The organism is Bradyrhizobium sp. CCGB12, from assembly GCF_024199845.1.
Lineage (GTDB): Bacteria > Pseudomonadota > Alphaproteobacteria > Rhizobiales > Xanthobacteraceae > Bradyrhizobium.
In genome coordinates, this window is sequence record NZ_JANADO010000001.1 from 3,085,089 (window position 1) to 3,106,878 (window position 21,790).

The window sequence follows — 21,790 nt, forward strand, 5'->3', positions numbered from 1 at the left end:
CCCCTGCCATGACGGCAAATTCGCCTGCTGATATTCTGGTCGAGTTGGAAGACGCGGTCGCCACGTGTCCGCTGGACCGCTGCGCTCGCATCCTCTCCGGCATCGTGCAGCTTCTTTCCAGCAGCCGCGACCGGCCTCAGGAACTGCTTGCCAAGGTTACCGACGGCGTTCTGCTGCGGTTGGCAGAGCGGGTCGAGACCACTGCGCTGCTTCAGCTCAGCGCCGCGCTTGCCGAGCTCAAGGTGGCTCCGCTGGAGACCGTGCGACGTCTCGCCTCACACAACGATCCGGACGTGGCGTGCCCTGTCCTGCTCAAGTCGCAGTCACTGTCCACGGCCGATCTCAAGGCGATCGCGGCCTCGAGCGGTGAACGGCAGCGATGCGCGATCGCGGGCCGCGCGCGCATCGAACCGCCGGTGATCGAGGCGCTGATCAAGCGCGGCGGCCGCACCGTTTACGTCGCGCTGATCGGCAATACAGGGGCACGGTTCTCTGATGCCGCTTACGTTGCCCTCGTTGAGAAGTGCCTGACGGATGATGAACTCACGAAGGCACTGGCGCTCAGGCCTGATACGCCCGATACGGTCACGCGGAAGTTGCTCTCGGCCTCACCGGCTCCGAAAGCCGGCACAGGGCCAAAAGCCACCGTCTCGCCTCAAGCCGCAGCGGCGACGCCAATTGCGCCCAAGTTGCCCTGCCCGGCGGCGTATGCAAGCGCGAGACCGGAGATCGTCGCGCTCAGCCGCGTCGGCAAGCTCAACGACTCCACGGTGAACCGCTTTGCGATCCGCGGCGAGACAGCCAATTTGTTCACCGCCCTGTCAGTGCTTTCGGGAACTCCCATCGAGATCGTCGAGCACGTCATGACCGACGACGATTGCGAGGGCTTGGTCATGGCCTGCCGGGCCTCGCGGCTGAACTGGCAGACCACGCTGGCGATCCTGTGCAACCGCAGCGGCACCAGGCTTTCCTTTGCCGAGCGTGAGCACGCACAGCACATTTTCGAGACGCTGCTTTTATCGACCAGCCAGTGGACGGTGCGTTGGGGAGAAATCGCCGCAAACGCCAAGACAAACGATCGGCCACATCGCGGCGCAAGGAATGGGGGATGAGCCATGAAGTTCGACGGCCGCAAGGCAATGCGCGTACGGATGGACCACAGGCAGCCTGTGAACCTGATGGGCTCCGATGGAACATGGCGGCGCAGCTGCGTTCTGCTTGACGTGTCGCAGACAGGCGCGAAGGTCGAGGTCGAGGGTACGCTGGACGTGCTCAAGGCCAAGGAATTCTTCCTGCTGCTGTCGTCGACGGGGCTCGCCTACCGTCGCTGCGAGCTGATCTGGATCGACGGGACCACCGCAGGCCTTCACTTCATCCCCGCAGACGGCAAGAAGAAGCCGGCGAGCGCACAGGCAGCCGCGACACAGGACGCCGTCCTGAGCAAATAGACCCATCTCACGCAGTGGAATCCACGATAGCCAGGTCGAACCGTGCAGAACGCGCGAACCACACTTAGCACTGTCAACCGGGACTGCATCCGAGAGAAGGAAGCAGCCCGCTCCTTCGTGCATGTGCTGGCGGACACATCCGACAAACTGGCGGCGGTCTGCTCGATCCTCGAAGGGCGGTTCGACCTCGCGGGCGAACGGCTGGATGCCGAGGCCAGGCTATCGCAGTTGCCGTACGCCATCATCATCCGTGCGGACCTGCGCGATGTCGGCAATATTGCGGCGATCAAGAAACGCGCTGGCAAGCTCGCCAAGGCGAAGAAGCGGGTGTTCCTGCTCGAGCCCTTCTCGCACGTCGGCATTTCGCAAGCCTACGCGCTTGGGGCGACACTCGTCCTGCCTGGCACGATCAACCGGACCAAACTGCTGGCGGCACTGTCTGATCCGACAGCCCCGCCCTCTGGCTCGTCGAACGAGACGGCACAATCCGACGATGCGGTCGAGACCGCGGCAACCGCTATCGCATCGATGTTCACGTCGGTGACGCTCGGGCAGCCGATCGACGTCGACGGCACCAAGGAAGCCGGGCGCCAGATCGCCGACCGCATTACCCAGAGAGGTCTGTCGGAATGGCTTGCGACGGTGCGCCGCCATCACGAAGGAACCTATCAGCACTGCCTGCTCGTGACCGGCATTGCCATCGACTTCGGCCTCAGCCTCGGCGTCGGAAGAGCCGATCTTGAGCGCCTCTACTCGGCGGCCATGTTCCACGACATCGGCAAGGCGCAGATCCCGCTCACCATCCTCGACAAGTCGGGCAGCCTCGATGCGGAGGAACGCGCACTGATCGAAACTCATCCGGCCGCAGGCCACGAGTTTCTGAAGGGCCATGACAAGATTTCGCCTGAGATCCTCGATGCCGTTCGCCATCATCACGAATATCTCGACGGAAGCGGCTATCCGGATGCCCTCTGCGCCGAAAGCATTGGCGACATCGTGCGGATTCTCACGATCTCCGACATCTTCGCAGCGCTGATCGAGCATCGGCACTACAAGCCGACCATGCCACGCGCGGAGGCCTACGGCATACTATGCGGGATGAGCGGAAAGCTGGAAAAAGCGCTGGTGAATTCGTTCAAGCAAGTCGCGCTCACGCGGTGAGCCATGGCGCCGCGAACCCGGGGCTAGAGCATGATCCGGAAAACTGTGCAGCGGTTTTCCCTCGCGACGAACGCGGTACGCTTTTGCATGGAGATCATGCTCAAACAATAACCTAAAGCGCGATGACGATAATCTCATCGCGCCTTAGTGTGTCGCGCGATGTCCGGCGCGGCGCGGAATGGACCGGCAGGCCAGCCCGTCGGCCAGCAGCTTCATGTCCTCGTGCCTGCCGCTGCGGATCAGCCGGCCGAGCTCCTCGGGTGTGAAAGGAAGACTTGGATCATCATCGATCGGGCGCCGCACTCGCGGGCCGAAGAACCGCCAAACCAGGCTAGCCAGCCGCCGCATGTCAATTCCCTCGCGCCAGCAACAAACCTCTCAGTCTCCATATTGTTCCTCCCGCACCTTCGAGATTGCAAGAGGCCGTTGACGACTCCGCACCAAAAAAAATTCCACCAGAGAAAAATTCTCCCTCTCGTCGTGCTAATCGGCAAAACCCACGTAGCGCACGAACTCGTCGTTATGTTCGCGGTCCGAGCGAACGACGTTCGCGGCAAAGCCGTCGTCGGGATAGCCCATCGCGACGCAGGTCATGATGACCTCGTCCTCCGGAATCTTCGCGACCTCGCGCACGATGTCGGAGCGCATGATGCCCTGTCCGTTGATCACCGAACCGAGACCGCGGTCCCACGCCGCAAGCACGATGCCGTAACAGAGAGCGCCGAGATCGAAATGGCAGACCGCGCCGGGATCCAGCACGCGGTCATAGGTCAAGACTAACGAGACCGGCGCGTCGAACTGGCGGAAGCCGCGCAGCACCCAATCCTGGCGCATAGGCCTGTCGTCGCGCGATCCCCATCGCGCCGAACAGCTTCTTGGCGATGTCGACCTGCCGCGTGCGGTGCACACCCTGGTATTCGCCATGGCTGACGATGTCGCGCTTGACCTTGGCGCCCCCGACCATCTCCTCCATGTTGCGGCGGCGCACCTCCTCCAGCGGGCTGCCGGTAAGCACGTGGATGTGCCAGGGCTGGGTGTTCATCGACGACGGCGCGCGCTTGGCGCTCGCGATGATGGCCTCGATCACCTTGCGCGGCACCGGCTCGTTCCTGAAGCCGCGCACGCTGCGGCGCGACTGAACCAGCGTTTCGAATTCCACCTCTTTGGCCTCCCTGCCCGTTCATTCCGCAGCATCGCCGCACGCGGGCGGTTGCCGATGCGGCGCGCAAAATCTATGCTAACCCGCAAGCAAGACCAAGAACCCTTGAGGACCCGCCATGGCCGCGCCACTCGACCCCGTCATCGCCCAGATCATTCCGCTCATGCCGATGCGCGATCCCGCGGTCATGACGCCACAGAGCGCCCGCGATTCCTTGCGCGCACTGGCTGCCTCGCGCGCCGCCGTGCCGCCACCGCCGGTCGATAGCGTTGAGGACATCAAGGTGAAAGGCGGCGCCGGCCTGCTCGATGCGCGCGTTTACCGGGTCGGCACCACGCCCGCCCCGACCGTGGTATTCTTTCACGGCGGCGGCTGGGTCGCGGGCGATCTCGAGACCCACGACCGGCAGGCGCGCAATCTTGCGATCGAGACCGGTGCGGTCGTCATCTCCGTCGACTATCGCCGTCCGCCGGAGATTCGCTTTCCGGGCGCCTTCGAGGACGCCTTCGCCGCGGTGCGCGACATCTTCGACCGTGTCGCGGAATTTGGCGGCGATGCAAAGCGCCTCGGCGTGGCAGGCGACAGCGCCGGCGGCAATCTGGCGGCGACCACCGCGATTGCCTGCCGTGACGCCGGCATCAAGCTCGCCGCGCAATTGCTGGTCTATCCCGTGACCGACGTCCTCGGCGCCTACGCCGATGCGCGCGAGAACGCGCGCTATCCCTCGCGCGCGGAGAATGCCGATGGCTATTTCCTCACGCGCGCCACGATGGAATGGTTTTGCGGCCATTATCTCGCCGAACCCGGCCATGCCAAGGACTGGCGGGTCTCACCGCTGCATGCGGCATCCCTTGCCGGTGTCGCACCTGCGGTCGTGACCACCGCCTGGTTCGATCCGCTGCGCGATGAAGGCGCGGCCTACGCGCGGGCGCTGGAAGCCGCAGGCGTGCGGGTCAAGCACCATGAGGGGCCCGGCCTGATCCACGGCTATTTCGGCATGGGCGATGCCTCTGATGTCGCGAGGGCCGAGGCGCAGCGCGCGCGGGCCGACTTCAAGGCGCTGCTCGTGCGGGGCGTCTGATCACGTCGCGATCAGGCCCGACCGAATTGCCAGCTCATCTCATCCGTCTCTTCATCGGCTTCGTCGCCTCGCTGGTCCCGGTCGCGGCGGTCTTCGCTGCACCGCAGACGGTCTATTTTCGCAGCGCCGACAACCGCACCGCGCTCGTCGGCTACCTGTTCCAGCCAACGACGCCGGGCCCCTGGCCTGCCGTCGTCATGCTCCATGGCCGCGGCGGCCCCTACTCCAGCAACAACAATTCCGGCTGCACGTCCGTCGGCGCCGGGATCGCTTCGGCATGCGACGCCACCACCTTGTCCAAGCGGCACAGGATGTGGGGCGAATATTGGTCGGCGCACGGTTACCTTGCCTTGCTCCCGGACAGTTTTGGCCCACGCGGCAAGGCGCACGGCTTCGGCCGCTTCACCCACGACGATCCTGACCGCGCCGACGTCAACGAACTGACCGTGCGCCCGCTCGATGCCGAGGGGGCGCTCGCTTATCTGCGCGGACGCAGCGACGTGATCGGCAGGCAGGTCTTCCTCCAGGGCTGGTCCAATGGCGGCAGCACCGCACTGAACGTGATGATCCGGCAGGGCGACAAGACAGCCGGTTATCGCGGCGCGCTCGTGTTCTATCCGGGCTGCGGACGGAAGGCTCTGGTCGCGCCGACCATCTCCAGCGCTGCACCGATCGCGATGTTTCTCGGCACCGACGACGAAGAGGTCTCGCCGCAAACCTGCCTGCAATTCGCCGAGCGCTCGCGACAGGCCGGAAGCCCGATCGACGTCACGGCCTATCGCGGGGCAACCCACGATTTCGACGAACCCTCGTCCCGGCGACAGTCCACGCCCGGGAATCAGGCCGCGATGAACGATGCACGCGTCAAGGCCATGGCCGCCCTCGACCGCTGGAAAAATTGAACCGCGCGAAGACGCGTCCGCGCCGATCCTGCTTGATTGCGCCACGATTCCCGGTTCCAATCCGGCCGCCATTTCTGGTTTAGGAGACACCCATGATGAAGCGGATTTTCCTGGCTACGATCGTCGCCACCTTTGCGGCGGGCTCGGCCTTCGCGCAAGAAACCTGCGAGAGCAAGGCCGTCGGCAAGGACGGCAAGGCGCTGGCCGGCGCCGCCAAGACCTCGTTCCTGAAGAAGTGCAAGGCCGACGCCTGCGCGCCCAAGGCCGTCAGCGCCGACGGCAAGCCGCTCGCCGGCGCCGCCAAGAACAGCTTCATGAAGAAGTGCGAAGTCGGCGCGTAACGCGCGCTGATTTCGTCAACTGCTTCACGGACGCTCTGCAACTTCGTCATGCCCGGGCCTGCCCCGGGCATCCACGCTTGTGTGTCCGTGTGGCACAGAACTGGATAGCCGGGACGAGTCCAGAGCGCGGACGTCCGCTCGCAAGTTCGTCCGAATAAACCACCAACTTCGATCAAGCTTTTAAGACAACAGCACTGCTTGTTAGCCTAAGCCCGCATGGATCAACATGCAGGAATTGCCGTTTTCCGGACTTCGGCGGGACCGGGGAAAGTGACTTCGTCAAGTGCGATCGCATTCGTCTCATACCGGAAACATTTGATCTGGATCAAATGGTCGGACGATCGATGCCATCTCAACTTCACCGATAGGCGACGTTCGGAACCATCAACGTCTGTCACATCAACTTTGCGGATAGGGGGCAACCAACCAAACCTGCAACGTAGTGGAGAGACCGCCATGGCCGTCAATCTCGTTTTAGCTGCACAACAGCTCTTGACCCCTGAAGTCATTGCGCAGATTGCCTCCTTTCTTGGGATAGACCGAAGCGCGGCGCAGAAGGCCGCAACAGCGGCCATCCCGACAATACTCGCCAGCTTGTCGGATCTCGTCGGAACCCCAGCCGGCGTCAATCAACTGTCAAAACTGCTGTCACAAGAGCAAGCCAGTAATCCCATGGATCTGTTGCGCACCTCCGGCGCTCCCGGCCTGGCTCAGATGGGTTCGAGCATGTTGTCGGGACTGCTTGGGGGCCGAACCACGGACACCATGGCCCAGGCGATCGGCAGCTTCGCGGGAATGGGCGAAGGCGGCGGCAAGTCGTTGCTCGCCATGGTTGGCCCGTTGGTCATGGGCATGCTCGGTCAGCAACAGCGTAACGCCGGGATGGATGCAAACGGACTCGCATCGCTTCTGCGCTCGCAGAAAGATCAGATCATGGCAGCGGTTCCATCGGGCCTCAGTGATCAACTCAGCGCTTCGGGCCTGATCGACAAGGCGCGCAGCGGAATGGCCACGGCCGCCGCCACGGGGAGCCGGATCGCCGGCGCCTCCGGCGCCACCGGCGCGAGCCAGGCCGCCATGGCCGCCGGCCGGACGCAATGGCCATATTGGCTCGCCGCCCCCGTTATCCTTGGCGGACTTGCCATATATGCGCTTCAGCGTCCGACCGAGCATACGGTCGCTCAGAATACAACTGTCACGCGGCCCTCAGCCGGAACGGTGGGCGTGGCGCCCGCGGATTTGACCGTCGACGGGGTGAATCTGGCGAACCAGGTCAATTCGTCCCTCGGTACGCTGAAGGCTCAATTGCCAACCATCACCGATGAAGCCAGCGCGCAGGCGGCCCTGCCGAAGATCAACGACGCCATCTCGCAGCTGGATGGGATCACGGCGCGGGCGGCCAAGCTTTCTCCGGAATCACGAAGCGCGCTTGCCAAGCTGATCGTCGCGGCGGCGCCGGCAATCAATGAGATGTGCGACAAGATCTCGGCGACACCGGCCGGCGCGATCGCAAAGCCCGTGATCGACAATCTTCGTACCAAGCTCGACCAGTTGGCAAAAGTCTGAGGCGTCACGCGCAATAACTCGCCACACTTCGGGACGGGACGTGTTTCGCAGCCTCCCGTCCTGCAAGATGTGAGGAAACGTGCTCTGAGCCGAACAACCCGATTGCGAGTACACAGCTAGTCCCGCCTGAACCGGTAGTCGAACGCTGCGCCGAGCGGTTTGATCCATCCGGCTGTCGGTGCGGGAAAGTGGATCGGCAGGATCAGCGTGTCGGTGTCCGCAACCGAGGCGAAGAAATTTCGCCGTGACACCGCCGACTGCTTCGGGTCCCAATCCGGCCTCGCCGACCAGTCCGGCTCGCGGCACTGGATCTGGTGATGCATGAGATCGCCGGCGACCACCGCACGCTGGCCCCTCGAAAAGATGTTCACGCAGCAATGGCAAGGCGAATGCCCCGGCGCCGGCGTCAGCGTGATGGTATCGTCGAGCGCGTAGTCGTCATCCACCAGCAGCGCCTGCCCGGCTTCCACGATCGGCAGGCAATTGTCGCGAAACACCGTGCCGGGCGGATTGTTGCCCTTGGCGTGCTCGGCCTCCCAGGCCGCGTACTCGCCCTTGTGGAAGACATATTTCGCGTTCGGAAACGTCGGCACCCAGCGGCCGTCGCGCAAGGTCGTATTCCAGCCGGTGTGATCGATGTGCAGATGCGTGCAGAACACATAGTCGATCTGCTCGAAGCCGATGCCGAGCGCGAACAATTCGTTGCGCCAACGCTCCTTGCCGGGAAAATCGAACGGCGGCGGATGGCCCTTGTCCTCGCCGGTGCAGGTATCGACCAAAATGGTGTGACGCTGCGTGCGCACCACGAAGGTCTGATAGGTGATCACCATCATGCCGCGCGCGGCGTCGAACACCTCCGGCTCCATCGTCGGCAGATGGCGGGCGAACACGCCTTCGTCATAGGCCGGGAAAAAATCCTGCGGCCGGCGCCACGGCCCTTCCCGCTCGATCACCGCATCGATGGTGATGTCGCCGATCCGAAGCTGCTTCATGGTGTTCGCTTCCCTTTTTTGAGGGAGCGTAGCGAGAGCGTCTCCGACGTTCAAGTGAGCGAGTTTCTTGCCAGTCTCGCGATTTGGTTGTAGCCCGGATGGAGCGAAGCGCAATCCGGGAAAGCCCTCGCATGGTTCGCTATCGGCGCAATCTCCTTCCTGGCGGCACATTCTTCTTCACCGTGACACTGGACGATCGAAGATCGTCCGCGCTGATCGATCATGTCGACAAGCTGCGAGGCGCATTCCGCGTTGCACGCACCGAAAGGCCATTCACGATCGATGCGATTGTGATCCTGCCGGACCACCTGCATGCGATCATAACGCTGCCGGACGCAGACGCCGACTTCTCGGGGCGGTGGCGGCGGATCAAAAGTCTGTTCACTCGTCAACTGACCGCTTCCGGGGTGCCGGTCTCCCGCAATCACCGCGGCGAATTCGCCTTGTGGCAGCGACGCTTCTGGGAACACACGGTACGCGACGACGCGGATTTCAAACGCTGTGCAGACTACATCCATTTCAACCCGGTCAGGCACAGGCTCGTCGCGTCACCGTCCGACTGGCCCTATTCGTCGCTCCATCGCTACATCCGCACCGGTGTGCTGCCTGCCGATTGGGGTGGCGCCAGTGAGGTAAGCGGCAGCTTCGGAGAGCGCGGAGACTGATCCCGGATTGCGCTTCGAGGCTGGGCAAGTATTTGTTTGGGCGCGGCTTACGCGGCATATCGGAAAATTGGACGGATTTGGGCTCGGATTGGCGCTGGAGCGGGCCGTATCCGGGTGATGATGTCGGTGATGTCGGTGATGGCGTTGAGCAGCAAGAGTGCCAAATGCGGAAGCCGGCTTGCCAGATAGGCCATGAAGGCGTCGAGGCCGAGAATGCTGAGGACTCGGGAGAAATTGTAGCAAAGCGCCATCAGGCTCCATTCGCCACAGACTTTGTCGAAGCCGCGGACGAGGAAGTGGCGGTAGCCGGCCCGGCATTTGATGGTGCCGAAGGGGTGTTCGGCGAGTTCGGCGCGGCGGCGCATCTGGGCCTCGGCGCCCTGCATCCGCGCGCGATGCCGATCCAGCACCGCTTCATGCTCCCAGCGCTGGACGGTGCGCGTCGGGATCTTGACGGTGACACAGCGCGCGCGCAGCGGGCAGGCGTCGCAATCTGACTTGCGGCTGACATACCTGATCTCGATCCGGTTGCCGTTGGTCTTGCGACCGTCCGTGGGACGCAGCTGCTTGCCGGCGGGACAGCGATAGACATCCGCTTCGGCGTCGTAGGCGAACGCCTCATGGCTGATGCGATCCTGCGCTTCGAGCCGCGTGGTTCGCTTGGCCAGCGGAACGTAGGCGGCAATGCCGTTCTCCTCGCAGTCCTTGAGCGTATGGCCGTTGTAGTAGCCGGTATCGGCGAGAACCGTCAGCGTCTCGACGCCAAGCTCGTCCTTTGCGGCCTTGGCCATGTCGTAAAGCTGGCCGCTATCGTTGCCGTCGTTGACGACCTCGCTCGCCGCGATCAGAGCGTGCTTGTCGTCGACGCCGATCTGAACGTTATAGCCTGCCACCACCTGGCCGTTCTTCGACAACAGGCGGGCATCCGGATCGGTTCGCGACAGCTGCGTCTGCCCGCTCTCCTCCAGTCGTGCCAGATCGGCCTGCAAGCTGGCGCGCTTGGCCATCAACGCCGCCACCTCTTGTGCGAGGTCTCCGCCGCGACTGCCATCGCCTCCGCCATCCCGCCCCGCGGGTGGACGTTCCACCTCGGCGCTGTCGTTGGCCTCGAGCGTGGCACCATAGGCTTCAATATCCTGCTCGATCTCCGCCAGCCGCTTGGCGAGCTTGCGCTGCGTTTTGATGCTCGCCTTGCTGGCGTTGCCATCAAAAAACGCACCGTCGATCGCCACAACCTCTCCGCCAATCAGACCGAGTTCGCGCAGCATCAGCACAAACTCCCGGTTCACCGCCTTGAGCGTCTTCCAGTTCTCCTGGCGGAACTTGGCGATGGTGCGATAGCCCGGCACCAGGCGCTTCATCAGCCAGATCAGTTCCAGATTGCGCCGGGCTTCGCGCTCCAGGTTGCGCGACGACCGGATCCGGTTCAGGTAGCCATAAAGATAAAGCTTCAGCAGGTCGGCCGGGTCATAAGGTGGCTGTCCAGCCCCGCCGCTCGATCCGGCATGGCGGAAGCCAAGCTTCCCGAGGTCAAGCGCTGCAACAAAAGCCTCGATCACCCGAACCGGATTGTCGCCGGCCACATAATCTTCCACCCGCGCCGGCAGAAGGCTCGGCTGATCCCGCCTGACGCCGGTTTTGAAGGTACGATTCGTCATGCCGAATCCTACCTTCACTCGATGTTAGAATCTTGCCCAGTCTCTTCGCTCCATCCGGGCTACGGCCTCTCGCCGCATCCTCGTAGCCCGGATGGAGCGAAGCGTAATCCGGGACAGACCAACCGCATCGCGTGACTGCCCGCGTGGCACGAAACCCGGATTGCGCTGCGCTCCATCCAGGCTACCGGCGACCGCCCACCGCTACGACCGCAATCCCGGCGCCTCCTGCCCTGTCCGCGCGACATATTCGGTATAGCCGCCGCCATACTGGTGGATGCCCTCGGGCGTCAGCTCCAGCACCCGGTTCGACAGCGTCGCCAGGAAATGCCGATCATGCGAGACGAACAGCATGGTGCCCTCGAAATCCGACAGCGCCGTGATCAGCATCTCCTTGGTGGCGAGGTCGAGGTGGTTGGTCGGCTCGTCCAGCACCAGGAAGTTCGGCGGGTCGAACAGCATTTTTGCCATCACGAGCCGCGCCTTCTCGCCGCCTGACAGCACCCGGCAGCGCTTCTCGACGTCGTCGCCGGAGAAGCCGAAGCAGCCGGCGAGCGCGCGCAGAGAGCCCTGCCCCGCGGTCGGAAACTGGTCTTCCAGCGACTGGAACACGGTGCGCTCGCCGTCGAGCAGATCCATCGCATGCTGGGCGAAATAGCCCATCTTGACGCTGCCCCCGAGCGCCACAGTGCCCTGGTCCGGCTCGCTCGCACCGGCGACGAGCTTGAGCAGCGTCGACTTGCCGGCGCCGTTGACCCCCATCACGCACCAGCGCTCCCTGCGACGGATCATGAAGTCGAGCCCATCGTAGATGCGCCTGGCGCCATAACCCTTGTGGACGTTCTTGAGCGCTACGACATCCTCGCCCGAGCGCGGCGCCGGCAGGAAATCGAACGCGACGCTTTGGCGGCGGCGCGGCGGCTCGACCCGTTCGATCTTGTCGAGCTTCTTGACCCGGCTCTGCACCTGGGCGGCGTGCGAGGCGCGCGCCTTGAAGCGCTCGATGAACTTGATCTCCTTGGCGAGCATCGCCTGCTGGCGCTCGAACTGGGCCTGCTGCTGCTTCTCGTTCTGCGCCCGCTGCTGCTCGTAGAATTCATAATCGCCGGTATAGGTCGTGAGCGAGCCGGAATCGATCTCGATCACCTTGGAGATCACGCGGTTGATGAACTCGCGGTCGTGCGAGGTCATCAAGAGCGTGCCCTCGTAATCGTGCAGGAATTTCTCCAGCCAGATCAGGCTTTCGAGGTCGAGATGGTTGCTCGGCTCGTCGAGCAGCATGACGTCGGGACGCATCAGGAGAATACGTGCCAGCGCCACGCGCATCTTCCAGCCGCCGGAGAGCTTGCCGACGTCGCCGTCCATCATCTCCTGGCTGAAGCCGAGGCCGGACAAGGCTTCGCGCGCCCGGCCGTCGAGCGCATAGCCGTCGAGCTCCTCGAAACGGTGCTGCACCTCGCCGTAGCGGGCGATGATCTCCTCCATCTCGTCAGCCTTATCAGGGTCGGCCATCGCGGCCTCGAGCTCGCGCAGCTCGGCCGCGACCTCGCTGACGGGACCGGCGCCATTCATCACCTCGGCCACGGCGCTGTGGCCGCTCATCTCGCCGACGTCCTGGTTGAAATAGCCGATGGTGATGCCGCGATCGGTCGAGACCTGACCCTCGTCGGGCAGTTCCTCTCCGGCGATCATCCGGAACAGGGTGGTCTTGCCGGCGCCGTTCGGCCCGACGAGGCCGATCTTCTCGCCCTTGTTGAGGGCCGCGGAGGCTTCAATGAAAAGGATCTGGTGGCCGGCTTGCTTGCTGACGTTGTCGAGGCGGATCATGGGGTCTTTTTGGGGGATTTTTGCGTTGCAGCGTCATAGGCCATGCGGGCCCCGAGGGGAAGCCCGGCGGGACACGGGTTTTGCCGCCGAATCGGCCCGCGCCGCAGCGCGGGCAACCCAACCGGCGCTTCGCCAGCACGACCATGAGCCGCAGCGGAGACCGAAGCCGATATGGAGGTTTACACCCAATTGTCGGTTCGATAAAAAAACGCAATCTTTGGATACATTTGGAATTGGAATAGCCTCTGGAAATCTCGTCGAGTTCGCGTGCAGGCGAAGGATTTTTTCGCAGGACTGCCGTCCAAGCGCGCACCAGAGCGAGCGCTGTTTTTCGCCAGCGGCCATCCCGTGGCCGAGACGGCCATGTGAAATCCGCCCTCGCTCAAAGCATTTCCAACACTTCGAGCAAGGATGACACCCTGCGTCGTCGTGGCAAGGGCGATCGGTTTTGTATTGGGTGCATTTCAGCCACGACGGCCCGCAGGCCTTACATCGGATCGAGCAGTTCCATCAGCGTCCTCGTCGGAGGAACGATGACGAGCGGAATTGCGCTGCGATGAACTATACGGAAAGTCTGTTCATCTTCACCTTCGCGATCGTGGTGCTTGTTGCTCTTGCGCTACGTCCGTGGCCCCTCGCCCGCCAATGGTTTCTGACCGCGTTCAGCCTCTTCGTCATAGCGACCTGGGGCATCTATTCACTCGCACTGTTTCTCATGATCGGGTTGATCAACTTTGCAGTCGCGCGGGCGCTGTACGTCAACAAGCCTCCGGTATCGACCGCGATCCTCGCGACAGCCATGATCGTGGACGTTGGATTGCTGGCAATCTTCAAATACGTCAAACCGTCGTGGCTTCATAGCGGCTGGCTGCCCGAGCCGATCGGTATTCCGCTCGCGATCTCATTCTACACGTTCCACATCATCAGCTATCTGGTCGACATCCACCGAGGCCGCATCTCGCCGGTAGGCTTCGGACAATACCTCTTCTATCTCGGCTTCTTCCCGCACGTGGTTGCCGGCCCCATTGTCCGCACATGGCAGCTCATCCCTCAGCTTCGGAATACACGGCGAATTGCGGCGGACTGGCCGATGGGCCTGCACTTCATGGTGACCGGCTTTTTCCTGAAATCAATCTGCGCCGACAACATCGCCGGGATCATCGATCCCGCGTGGAAGGACGTGGCCCTGACCGCGGCCGACCGCTGGCTGGTCGCCTTTCTCTACTATTGTCAGATCTACGGTGACTTTGCGGGCTACAGCTTGATGGCGCTTGGCATGGCCAGGCTGCTCGGCTTTCGCCTGCCGGCCAATTTTCGCAGTCCGTTGCGGGCGATCCGGCTGCAGGAATTCTGGCGGCGCTGGCACATCACGTTGTCGCGGTGGCTGCGCGACTATCTCTATATTCCATTGGGAGGCAACCGGAGCGGCTTCGTCCTCGGGAACTTGATACTGACGATGCTCCTGGGCGGCCTGTGGCACGGCTCTGGCGCCGGTTTCGTCATCTGGGGCGCGCTTCACGGCCTCGCACTGGTCTTCGAGCGGCTTGTACCGATTCGCAATGTCCTGTTGTCCTGGTTTCTCACACAGGCATGGGTCACGCTCGCGTGGGTGCCCTTTCGTCTGCCTCAGTGGAGGGATGCTTCGGCATTTCTGTCCGGCATGGTGACTTCACCGCTGCACATGCCTTCGGGATCAATACTGTTTGGCGCGGTCTTCGCCGCACCGGTCATCATGCACCAGTTTCTTCCGCTGCTGATCTCTCGCATCGGCCATCGACGGCTGCCGATCGTTCTTGGCGCGATGACGGGAGTGCTCGCGATTGCGGATCTGATCGTCGCCGCCCCCTCAAAAGTTTTCCTTTATTTCGCGTTTTGACCATGCAGGCATCAGCACAAAGATTTTTCTGGTTCGCCGCTATCGCGGCCGCCGTCGCCTGCGGTGTTGCCGCCCAATGCATGAGCGTGGCCCAAATTGGTACGCCGGCGCCACGGCCGCCGCTTCCAGTGCCCGGCGTCACCTACGTCTCGGCGACCTATGACGGGCAAACCGATCACTCGCTCTTCTACTTCAATCTGTTCGGTTTCGGCGACCGGATCCGAAGCGCCAGGACCTTGGTGATCGGGTCGTCCCATGCCGAGTTCGGGATCTATGCAGAGCAATTTGGCCCAACAGCGTTCAACATGGCACTCGGCGGCGGCGAAGGCCTGACCTTTGCGACTGCGCTTCTCAGAAAATACCGCCCTCGGCCTTCGCTCGTGGTTGTCGATTCCTATGGACCCGACGAAGGCCTGTCGACCGAGGGCGCGCGCACACTGTCATCGACCCCGACCAGCTCGCTGCAGTACGTATTGAATGTGTGGTCGGGCTTTTTGCGCGATTGGCTGCTGCAAGGATTGTTGCCGCGTCTCACGATCGGGCCTCACGCGCTGTCATGGGAACCGCCGCTCAGATCCGCGGTGATCCGGAACTGGTACAGCGCCGATGTCACCATGTTCTACTCGGGTCGCCTCGGCGAGGTTTTTGCCGATCCAACGAAGGCGACGCCGATCCAACCGATCCACATGCGCCCCAGTATTCCCCCTTCCCCGGACGATCTCGCGGCGATCCTGGAGGTGGCCGCGGAGACAGTCGTCACGACGGTGCCTTATCCCGAATTTGACTTGGCCCTCGGCAGAAAGATGGCCGAGGATTTGAGGGGGCGCTTTGTGGAAATAGCCCCCGGCGAATTGCGGTTCTTTGACTTTCACCACGTCAACGCCTCCAGCCGTGCGATCGTGACGAAGGAGCTGCTGAAGCCACAGCGTTAGTGCGTCTGGGGCTCAAACCGGCTCGTCTCCCGGCTGCCGCAATGCAAGTTCACGCCCCGCCGCATCTGCCCCAGGCCGATCGTCTCACCTTGTTGAGGGTGGCGGAGGCTTCGATGAGCAGGATCTGGTGGCCGGACACCCCGGCCGACGGTCAGGCGCCAGCTTATGCCGTAAAGCCCCCTCTATATGGCTTCGTGCAGGACAGGTGAAGCTTGGCGCTTAGCTCTACTTGGTGGGCCGAGGCGGCACCGGCAGATCTCGGACGCGATCTTCCAATCCTCCCCGACGCGAGGCCAGATGATGATCATGAGAAACGGCTTGGTCGTTCCATGTGATACGGACCGCGCCAACCCTTACGCCGCACTGCGCCATCAACTCGGTGACCGCTCCTATTTGAGCGATATTGTCGAGAGGTATTCAGGAAAGCACGCAGTTTGCTTTGACCGTATCGTCGAGATCGTTGCCCCTGCACCGAGGCAATAGGTCTGCCTCGGGCCCGCGACGCCGCATCGGTATCGCCTTGCCTCGATTCAGGTAGGGACAGTTGGGAGTCACAGCACTCTTTTGGGGTTCGTTGTTGCACCTCGTATCTGACGGGTCGGCCGCGCCGCTCAATCCTGCAGCAACTCGTCGGGCGGGCCGGACGCCGGCCCAAAGGCAAAAGTCCGGCTGCGTCTTTGCTGCGCCGCGATAGGCGCGTGAATGCTGGCTGCTGAAAGCCTGAAAGGGGCTTGCTTAAGACCAGGATGCGACATCGGGTTCCTTGTCGGATGCCCGCAATGCGGCCAAACTTCGATCAAAGTCGCTGGAATGCGGCATACCTCCAGCGGTTATCAACGAAAAGCGCACCGAAACGCGTTCGAGCAACAACGCCGCTAGGGAGGAGTCCATGACTGCAAAGTCTGAAAAGACCAGAACCACTCGTCGCAAATTCTTGCTGACCGCCGGCGCGGCCGGCGCTGCCACCATCGCCATGCCGCAAGTCAGCCGGGCGCAAACGGTGGCCCTGAAGATGCAGGGCTCGTGGGGCAAGGCCGATGTCTTCAACGAGATGGCCGAAGATTATGTGAAGCGCGTCAACGAGATGGCCGGAGGCCGACTGCGCATCGACTATCTGGTCGGCGGCGCGGTCGTGCATCCGTTCCAGGTCTTCGACGGCGTTCATGGTGGCCAGCTCGACGCTGCGCACACGGTCACGGTCTACTGGTACGGCAAGCACAAGGCCGCCTCGCTGTTCGGTACGGGCCCGGTGTTCGGCTTCAACGCCAACGAAGGCCTCGGCTGGATCCACAACGGCGGCGGCAAGGAGCTGTTTGAGGAGCTCCAGACCAAGATCATGAACGTCAACATCAAGAGCTTCTTCGCCATGCCGATGCCGACCCAGCCGCTCGGCTGGTTCAAGAAGCCCATCACCAGCGCGGACGACCTCAAGGGCTTGAAGTATCGCACCGTGGGCCTTGCCGCCGATCTCTTCCAGGCGATGGGCGCATCCGTCGCGCAGCTGCCCGGCGGCGAGATCGTGCCCGCGATGGAGCGCGGCGTGATCGACGGGTTCGAGTTCAACAATCCGACCTCGGACCGGCGCTTCGGCGCCCAGGATGTCGCCAAGAACTACATGATGGGCAGCCATCATCAGGCGACGGAATATTTCGAGATCATGTTCAACCGGACGAAATTCAACGCGCTGCCGAAGGAACAGCAGGCGATCCTGCAATACGCCGCCGAAGCCGTGTCCTCTGCCAACGAATGGAAAGGCATGGATTATTATTCAAAGGACCTGCAGGAGCTGATCAACAAGGACAAGGTCAACGTCCAGCGGACGCCGAAGTCGGTGTTCGACGCGCAGATCAAGGCCTGGGACGGTCTGATCGCCCAGCTCGGCTCGGATCCGTACATGAAGAAGGTCATGGACTCGCAGAAGGAATGGGTGCGCCGCGTGGTTTACTACAACATGAACAACGCGACGGACTACCGCGGCGCCTTCGAGCATCACTTCCCAGGTGTCCTCAAGGCGTGACGACGCTCGTGGCGCAGCACTGACGCGACATGATGACGGGCGGCGCAGTTGACGCGCCGCCCGGGCACCAAATTGGTTGGGGGACATCCGGATGTGGTACTCGCCGCGAGTTGAGCTCGCATGAGAAGCTTTCTCTTCTTCATCGATGAACTCAGCACCTGGGTCGGCAAGGCATTCGCCTGGCTGATCCTTATTCTCAGCATGTCCGTCACCTACGAGGTATTCGTCCGCTATGCCTTGAACGCGCCCACCACATGGGCCTTCGATTTCAGCTACATCACCTACGGCGGACTCTTCCTGATGTCGGGCGCCTATGCGCTGGCGCGCAACAATCACGTGCGCTGCGACTTCATCTACAGGACGTGGACGCCACGCACCCAGGCGATGATCGATCTTGTTCTTTTCGTCCTGTTCTTTCTTCCGGGCGTTCTCGCTCTGGTCTATGCCGGCTTCAACTACGCCTCGATGTCCGTACGCTTCCGTGAAGTGAGCGTCTTCAGTCCGGCGGGCATCCCCGTCTTTCCGCTAAAGGCGCTGATTCCCCTCGCCGGCACGCTGCTCCTGATCCAGGGCGTTGCCGAGATCATCCGCTGCATCCTTTGCCTCCGCGACGGCCAATGGCCGCAGCGGCTACATGACGTCGAGGAGATGGAAACGGTCATCCTGCACGAACAGCAGTATCTGGCCCAGCATCGCGAGCAGGCTCCGTCCGCCCGCACGGGGGGCTCGGTATGACCGATCCCCAACTCGGCATCTCGATGCTGGTCATCTTCATCTTTCTGATCGTGCTCGGATTCCCGATCGCGTTTACGCTGATGGCGATGGGGGTCAGCTTCGGGTTCTATGCCTACTACGTGCCCGACCAGGAACTCATTTCCAATCGCGTATTTACGCTGCTGGTGCAGAAGGCCTTCGAGGTATCGTCGAACGACGTCCTGATCTCGGTCCCCGTCTTCACCTTCATGGGCTACATCATCGACCGGGCGAATATTCTCGACCGCATGTTCCGCGCCCTCCAGCTTGCGATCGGCGGCCTGCCCGGCTCGCTTGCCCTTGCGACGATGGTGGTATGCGCCCTATGGGGCATTGCCTCCGGAATCGTCGGTGCGGTGGTCGTGTTGATGGGCTTGCTGGCGATGCCGGCGATGCTGCGTGCAGGCTATGACAACAAGCTGGCGGCGGGCGTCATCTGCGCCGGCGGCACCCTGGGCATCCTGATCCCGCCGAGTGTAATGCTGATCCTTTATGCGGCAACCGCTGGCATTTCTCCAATCAAACTCTATCTTGCCGCCTTCATTCCCGGCTTCGGCCTGACCGCCGCCTACCTCGTCTACATCATGGCACTTGCGACGTGGAAACCGGAGCTCGCGCCGAAACTGCCGAAGGAGGAACGCAGCGCACCGCTTGGCACCGTGCTTTACGAAATCACGGTGTCGTTCATGCCGCTGACGATCCTGACTTTCGTCGTGCTCGCGGTGATCTTTGCAGGCCTCGCCACCCCCACCGAATCGGCGGCGATCGGCGCCTTCGGCGCGCTGTTGCTCGCGATCGGCTATGGCGCGGATTATTCCAAGCACCGCAACCTGCTCATCCTGCGCAGCTACGCCGTGATCATGACGGCCGTCGTCATCTGGCTGATCGGCGTTCGCTATTTCGGCCTGCCGCGCTTGAATGCAGTCCCTATCGCCTCCGCGGCCCTGACGATCCTCGTCATGTTCGCGTTGCTCCCGAACAATGCGTTCACCATGGATAAGCTGCGGGAGTCGGTGTTCCTCACCGCCCGCACCACGGCAATGGTCTGCTGGCTGTTCGTCGGCTCGGCGATCTTCTCCTCGGCATTCGCGTTGCTCGGAGGGCAGGCCTATATCGAGCAATTCGTCGCCGGCCTCGGCCTTTCGCCGTGGCAATTCATGCTGGTGGCCCAGCTCATCATCTTCCTGCTTGGCTGGCCGCTGGAATGGACGGAAATCATCATCATCTTCCTGCCGATCTTCCTGCCGCTCCTGAAGCAGTTCGGCATCGATCCGCTGTTCTTCGGCGTCATGGTGGCGTTGAACCTGCAGACTTCGTTCCTGTCGCCGCCGGTGGCGATGGCGCCGTTCTACTTGAAGGGTGTCGCGCCGTCGCACGTTACGATCAACCAGATCTTCTCGGGCGTGATGCCCTACATCTGGATCGTGGTGGCGTTCATGGTGCTCATGTATATCTTTCCGGGTATGGCGCTTTGGCTGCCGGACTACTGGTCCCGGCTATGAGAACGAGCTTCCGCAAGATTGAGGACGAGGGTGAAATGAGTCTCTGCGCTCTGAGCCTCACTGAAGCCGCAGCCGGCATTCGCGACGGCCGCTTCAGCTCCGTCGAGCTTGTCGCCGATTGCCTCAAGCGCATCGACGAGGTCGATCGCGAGGTCGAGGCATGGGCGTTCCTCGATCGCGAGCACGCGATGCGACAGGCCCTGGCCGCCGACGATCATCGCAAGCAAGGCAAGGCGACGGGGCCGCTGCACGGCGTGCCAGTCGGCATCAAGGATATCTTCGACACCGGCGACATGCCGACGGAATTCGGATCAAGTCTTTGGGCCGGACGCACGCCGCGCCGCGATGCGGCGGCCGTGGCGCGCCTGCGGGCGGCAGGAGCTGTAATCCTCGGCAAGACGGTGACCACCGAGTACGCGTACTACAATCCCGGCAAGACCCGAAATCCGCACAACGCGGCTCATACGCCCGGCGGATCGTCCTCGGGCTCCGCCGCGGCCGTTGCGGCGCTGATGGTGCCAGGTGCCATCGGCTCGCAGACCAACGGCTCGGTGATCCGTCCTGCCGCCTTCTGCGGCGTGGTCGGCTTCAAGCCCACGCATGGCCTCATTCCGCGCAGCGGCGCGCTCGAATTGTCGCGCACGCTCGATCATGTCGGCGTGTTTGGGCGCAGCGTCGAGGACGTGGCCCTGCTCGCCGAGGTCCTGGTCGGCTTCGACCGGAAGGATCCGGACACCCGACCTGTTGCGTGTCCGCCCTTCTCCACCGTAGCGGCGAGCGAGCCGCCGTTACCGCCGCGATTTGCCTTTGTGCGCTCGCCGGTCTGGGATCAGGCCGAGCCGGTGACGCGTGATGCCTTTGCCGAGCTCGTCGAGGCCTTGGGTGACGCGTCGAGCGAAGTCGAGCTTGGGCCCAGCTTCGATAAGGCCGTCGATATGCACCGTATCATCATGGAAGTTGATATGGCGCACAACCTGCGGCGCGACTACCAGCGAGGCGGCGACAAACTGAGCACACGGCTGCGGCAGGCAATCGAGCGCGGCGGCATGCATCTCGCGCTGGATTATCGCAACGCACTGTCTGGGATTGCGCCGCTCAACCAGGCGCTGGACCATATCTTCGACGAATACGACGCCGTCCTGACGCCCGCTGCGCCGGGCGCGGCGCCTGGAATCGAAACGACCGGCAATCCGATTTTCTGCACGCTTTGGACCTATCTCGGCGTCCCCGCCATCAGCCTGCCGTTGATGAGCTCCGAAACCGGCCTTCCGCTGGGCGTTCAGCTTGTCGGCCGCCGCGGCAACGATGCCCGCCTCCTGCGCACGGCGCACTGGCTTGTCAGGACGATCGAACGCGCCGGTCGCGGCACTCGGCGCAAGATCCCGAGCGCCGGGGCGAAATCGGCTCCCGGTGCGGAGAAAAGGGAAGTGCGATGACCAATGTGATCACCGGACTCATCGGCCTCGCGCTTGTGCTGACATTTCTTGGAATCCTCGTAGTTTGGATCAAGGCCATCCCGCTCATCATCATTGTTGTGAGCGTCATGATGCTGGCAGTGCTCGATTTCGTGCGATCACTGCGGACGAACGGCGCGCATCGCTGAGTGCCGGATTGGCAAGAAGAAACTTCACTTTGCAGCATTGGCCGGAGCAGCCATGCGGCCCCGCGTCCGCTCTACCGACGGTAGCCGACTTTGACCGGCGCTTGCGAGACCCAAAGCGGACCAATGCGACGTCTCCTGTGACACCGCGCCTCGAAGGCAAAGCTGAGGTGAGCTTTGAACCTCCGGTTCGCCACATCGACCTATCTCTTGAGTAACCCGTGCCCGCGTGAGTGGGCGTCGTTGTCGTTTCGCCGGGAGGAGACGATGACGATTCCCCGCCGCTTCTGCGGCCCGCCGAACTCGGACAGGT

Annotated in this window: 19 protein-coding genes and 1 pseudogene; 15 read left to right on the top strand and 5 right to left on the bottom strand. The window is 62.8% G+C overall.

Translation table 11 applies throughout. The features are described 5' to 3' along the window. Nucleotides 1-8 precede the first annotated feature (8 nt). The 3 genes from NLM27_RS14840 to NLM27_RS14850 are packed head-to-tail and all read left to right on the top strand — an operon-like array spanning nt 9 to nt 2,609. Nucleotides 9-1,112, top strand: a complete 1,104-nt coding sequence (locus NLM27_RS14840) for a DUF2336 domain-containing protein (RefSeq protein ID WP_254148827.1) — start codon at nt 9-11, stop codon at nt 1,110-1,112. 3 nt (nt 1,113-1,115) lie between these two features. Further along, on the top strand, nt 1,116-1,448 hold the full coding sequence (locus tag NLM27_RS14845) for a PilZ domain-containing protein (RefSeq protein ID WP_254144012.1): 333 nt from the start codon (nt 1,116-1,118) through the stop codon (nt 1,446-1,448). Between the two features lie 42 nt (nt 1,449-1,490). Further along, nucleotides 1,491-2,609, top strand: a complete 1,119-nt coding sequence (locus NLM27_RS14850) for an HD domain-containing phosphohydrolase (protein ID WP_254144013.1) — start codon at nt 1,491-1,493, stop codon at nt 2,607-2,609. Between the two features lie 144 nt (nt 2,610-2,753). Here the strand turns inward: NLM27_RS14850 and NLM27_RS14855 are convergent, their stop codons facing one another. Both NLM27_RS14855 and NLM27_RS14860 read right to left on the bottom strand, forming a co-directional pair. After that, nucleotides 2,754-2,957 carry a hypothetical protein gene (locus tag NLM27_RS14855; RefSeq protein WP_254144014.1) on the bottom strand — a complete coding sequence of 68 codons (204 nt, stop codon included), beginning with the start codon at nt 2,955-2,957 and terminating at the stop codon, nt 2,754-2,756. A 135-nt stretch (nt 2,958-3,092) separates the two neighbouring features. Continuing rightward, nucleotides 3,093-3,768, bottom strand: a pseudogene (locus tag NLM27_RS14860) (nitroreductase). A gap of 118 nt (nt 3,769-3,886) precedes the next feature. Here NLM27_RS14860 and NLM27_RS14865 point away from each other — a divergent pair. The 4 genes from NLM27_RS14865 to NLM27_RS14880 all read left to right on the top strand — a co-directional run bounded on the left by NLM27_RS14865 (nt 3,887) and on the right by NLM27_RS14880 (nt 7,658). Then, nucleotides 3,887-4,849 (top strand): alpha/beta hydrolase, encoded by a 963-nt coding sequence (locus NLM27_RS14865; protein ID WP_254144015.1) that lies wholly within the window; start codon nt 3,887-3,889, stop codon nt 4,847-4,849. A gap of 26 nt (nt 4,850-4,875) precedes the next feature. Next, nucleotides 4,876-5,751 (top strand): dienelactone hydrolase family protein, encoded by an 876-nt coding sequence (locus NLM27_RS14870; RefSeq protein ID WP_254144016.1) that lies wholly within the window; start codon nt 4,876-4,878, stop codon nt 5,749-5,751. Between the two features lie 92 nt (nt 5,752-5,843). Continuing rightward, the gene (locus NLM27_RS14875) at nt 5,844-6,092 is read left to right on the top strand and encodes a hypothetical protein (protein ID WP_254144017.1); all 249 of its coding nucleotides are present in this window, start codon (nt 5,844-5,846) and stop codon (nt 6,090-6,092) included. Nucleotides 6,093-6,548: 456 nt separating this feature from the next. Continuing rightward, the gene (locus NLM27_RS14880) at nt 6,549-7,658 is read left to right on the top strand and encodes a DUF937 domain-containing protein (RefSeq protein ID WP_254144018.1); all 1,110 of its coding nucleotides are present in this window, start codon (nt 6,549-6,551) and stop codon (nt 7,656-7,658) included. A 116-nt stretch (nt 7,659-7,774) separates the two neighbouring features. On the opposite strand, the gene NLM27_RS14885 is transcribed toward NLM27_RS14880, so the two are convergent. Beyond that, nucleotides 7,775-8,650, bottom strand: coding sequence for an MBL fold metallo-hydrolase (locus tag NLM27_RS14885; protein WP_254144019.1), 876 nt, complete (start codon nt 8,648-8,650; stop codon nt 7,775-7,777). A 131-nt stretch (nt 8,651-8,781) separates the two neighbouring features. Here NLM27_RS14885 and NLM27_RS14890 point away from each other — a divergent pair, with 131 nt between their 5' ends. Then, entirely contained in the window at nt 8,782-9,315 is a 534-nt protein-coding gene (locus NLM27_RS14890; RefSeq protein ID WP_254144020.1) for a transposase, read from the top strand. Between the two features lie 47 nt (nt 9,316-9,362). Here the strand turns inward: NLM27_RS14890 and NLM27_RS14895 are convergent, their stop codons facing one another. Then, nucleotides 9,363-10,973 (bottom strand): IS1182 family transposase, encoded by a 1,611-nt coding sequence (locus tag NLM27_RS14895; protein WP_254142551.1) that lies wholly within the window; start codon nt 10,971-10,973, stop codon nt 9,363-9,365. A 201-nt stretch (nt 10,974-11,174) separates the two neighbouring features. Continuing rightward, nucleotides 11,175-12,797, bottom strand: coding sequence for an ABC-F family ATP-binding cassette domain-containing protein (locus tag NLM27_RS14900; RefSeq protein ID WP_254144021.1), 1,623 nt, complete (start codon nt 12,795-12,797; stop codon nt 11,175-11,177). Between the two features lie 556 nt (nt 12,798-13,353). On the opposite strand from NLM27_RS14900, the gene NLM27_RS14905 reads away from it, so the two are divergent. The 7 genes from NLM27_RS14905 (at nt 13,354) to NLM27_RS14935 (ending at nt 21,480) form a co-directional block, all read left to right on the top strand. Then, nucleotides 13,354-14,673 carry an MBOAT family protein gene (locus tag NLM27_RS14905; RefSeq protein WP_254144022.1) on the top strand — a complete coding sequence of 440 codons (1,320 nt, stop codon included), beginning with the start codon at nt 13,354-13,356 and terminating at the stop codon, nt 14,671-14,673. A 2-nt stretch (nt 14,674-14,675) separates the two neighbouring features. Next, the gene (locus NLM27_RS14910; protein ID WP_254144023.1) at nt 14,676-15,605 is read left to right on the top strand and encodes a hypothetical protein; all 930 of its coding nucleotides are present in this window, start codon (nt 14,676-14,678) and stop codon (nt 15,603-15,605) included. 889 nt (nt 15,606-16,494) lie between these two features. Continuing rightward, complete coding sequence (locus tag NLM27_RS14915) at nt 16,495-17,622, top strand: TRAP transporter substrate-binding protein (RefSeq protein WP_254144024.1); 1,128 nt, start codon at nt 16,495-16,497, stop codon at nt 17,620-17,622. Between the two features lie 120 nt (nt 17,623-17,742). Beyond that, on the top strand, nt 17,743-18,357 hold the full coding sequence (locus tag NLM27_RS14920; protein ID WP_254144025.1) for a TRAP transporter small permease subunit: 615 nt from the start codon (nt 17,743-17,745) through the stop codon (nt 18,355-18,357). Beyond that, entirely contained in the window at nt 18,354-19,877 is a 1,524-nt protein-coding gene (locus tag NLM27_RS14925; protein WP_254144026.1) for a TRAP transporter large permease subunit, read from the top strand. The genes NLM27_RS14920 and NLM27_RS14925 overlap by 4 nt, the downstream gene beginning before the upstream one ends. 35 nt (nt 19,878-19,912) lie before the next feature. Then, on the top strand, nt 19,913-21,313 hold the full coding sequence (locus NLM27_RS14930) for an amidase (RefSeq protein WP_254144027.1): 1,401 nt from the start codon (nt 19,913-19,915) through the stop codon (nt 21,311-21,313). After that, nucleotides 21,310-21,480 (top strand): hypothetical protein, encoded by a 171-nt coding sequence (locus tag NLM27_RS14935; RefSeq protein WP_254144028.1) that lies wholly within the window; start codon nt 21,310-21,312, stop codon nt 21,478-21,480. Before NLM27_RS14930 ends, NLM27_RS14935 begins: the two co-directional genes overlap by 4 nt. Nucleotides 21,481-21,790: the final 310 nt, after the last annotated feature.

What these genes read in the sequence shown, in the direction of transcription:
- NLM27_RS14840 (WP_254148827.1), top strand. Translation starts at nt 9, where the DNA reads ATGACGGCAAATTCGCCTGCTGATATTCTGGTCGAGTTGGAAGACGCG.
- NLM27_RS14845 (WP_254144012.1), top strand. Translation starts at nt 1,116, where the DNA reads ATGAAGTTCGACGGCCGCAAGGCAATGCGCGTACGGATGGACCACAGG.
- NLM27_RS14855 (WP_254144014.1), bottom strand. Translation starts at nt 2,957, where the DNA reads ATGCGGCGGCTGGCTAGCCTGGTTTGGCGGTTCTTCGGCCCGCGAGTG.
- NLM27_RS14865 (WP_254144015.1), top strand. Translation starts at nt 3,887, where the DNA reads ATGGCCGCGCCACTCGACCCCGTCATCGCCCAGATCATTCCGCTCATG.
- NLM27_RS14875 (WP_254144017.1), top strand. Translation starts at nt 5,844, where the DNA reads ATGATGAAGCGGATTTTCCTGGCTACGATCGTCGCCACCTTTGCGGCG.
- NLM27_RS14880 (WP_254144018.1), top strand. Translation starts at nt 6,549, where the DNA reads ATGGCCGTCAATCTCGTTTTAGCTGCACAACAGCTCTTGACCCCTGAA.
- NLM27_RS14885 (WP_254144019.1), bottom strand. Translation starts at nt 8,650, where the DNA reads ATGAAGCAGCTTCGGATCGGCGACATCACCATCGATGCGGTGATCGAG.
- NLM27_RS14890 (WP_254144020.1), top strand. Translation starts at nt 8,782, where the DNA reads ATGGTTCGCTATCGGCGCAATCTCCTTCCTGGCGGCACATTCTTCTTC.
- NLM27_RS14895 (WP_254142551.1), bottom strand. Translation starts at nt 10,973, where the DNA reads ATGACGAATCGTACCTTCAAAACCGGCGTCAGGCGGGATCAGCCGAGC.
- NLM27_RS14900 (WP_254144021.1), bottom strand. Translation starts at nt 12,797, where the DNA reads ATGATCCGCCTCGACAACGTCAGCAAGCAAGCCGGCCACCAGATCCTT.
- NLM27_RS14905 (WP_254144022.1), top strand. Translation starts at nt 13,354, where the DNA reads ATGAACTATACGGAAAGTCTGTTCATCTTCACCTTCGCGATCGTGGTG.
- NLM27_RS14910 (WP_254144023.1), top strand. Translation starts at nt 14,676, where the DNA reads ATGCAGGCATCAGCACAAAGATTTTTCTGGTTCGCCGCTATCGCGGCC.
- NLM27_RS14915 (WP_254144024.1), top strand. Translation starts at nt 16,495, where the DNA reads ATGACTGCAAAGTCTGAAAAGACCAGAACCACTCGTCGCAAATTCTTG.
- NLM27_RS14920 (WP_254144025.1), top strand. Translation starts at nt 17,743, where the DNA reads ATGAGAAGCTTTCTCTTCTTCATCGATGAACTCAGCACCTGGGTCGGC.
- NLM27_RS14925 (WP_254144026.1), top strand. Translation starts at nt 18,354, where the DNA reads ATGACCGATCCCCAACTCGGCATCTCGATGCTGGTCATCTTCATCTTT.
- NLM27_RS14930 (WP_254144027.1), top strand. Translation starts at nt 19,913, where the DNA reads ATGAGTCTCTGCGCTCTGAGCCTCACTGAAGCCGCAGCCGGCATTCGC.
- NLM27_RS14935 (WP_254144028.1), top strand. Translation starts at nt 21,310, where the DNA reads ATGACCAATGTGATCACCGGACTCATCGGCCTCGCGCTTGTGCTGACA.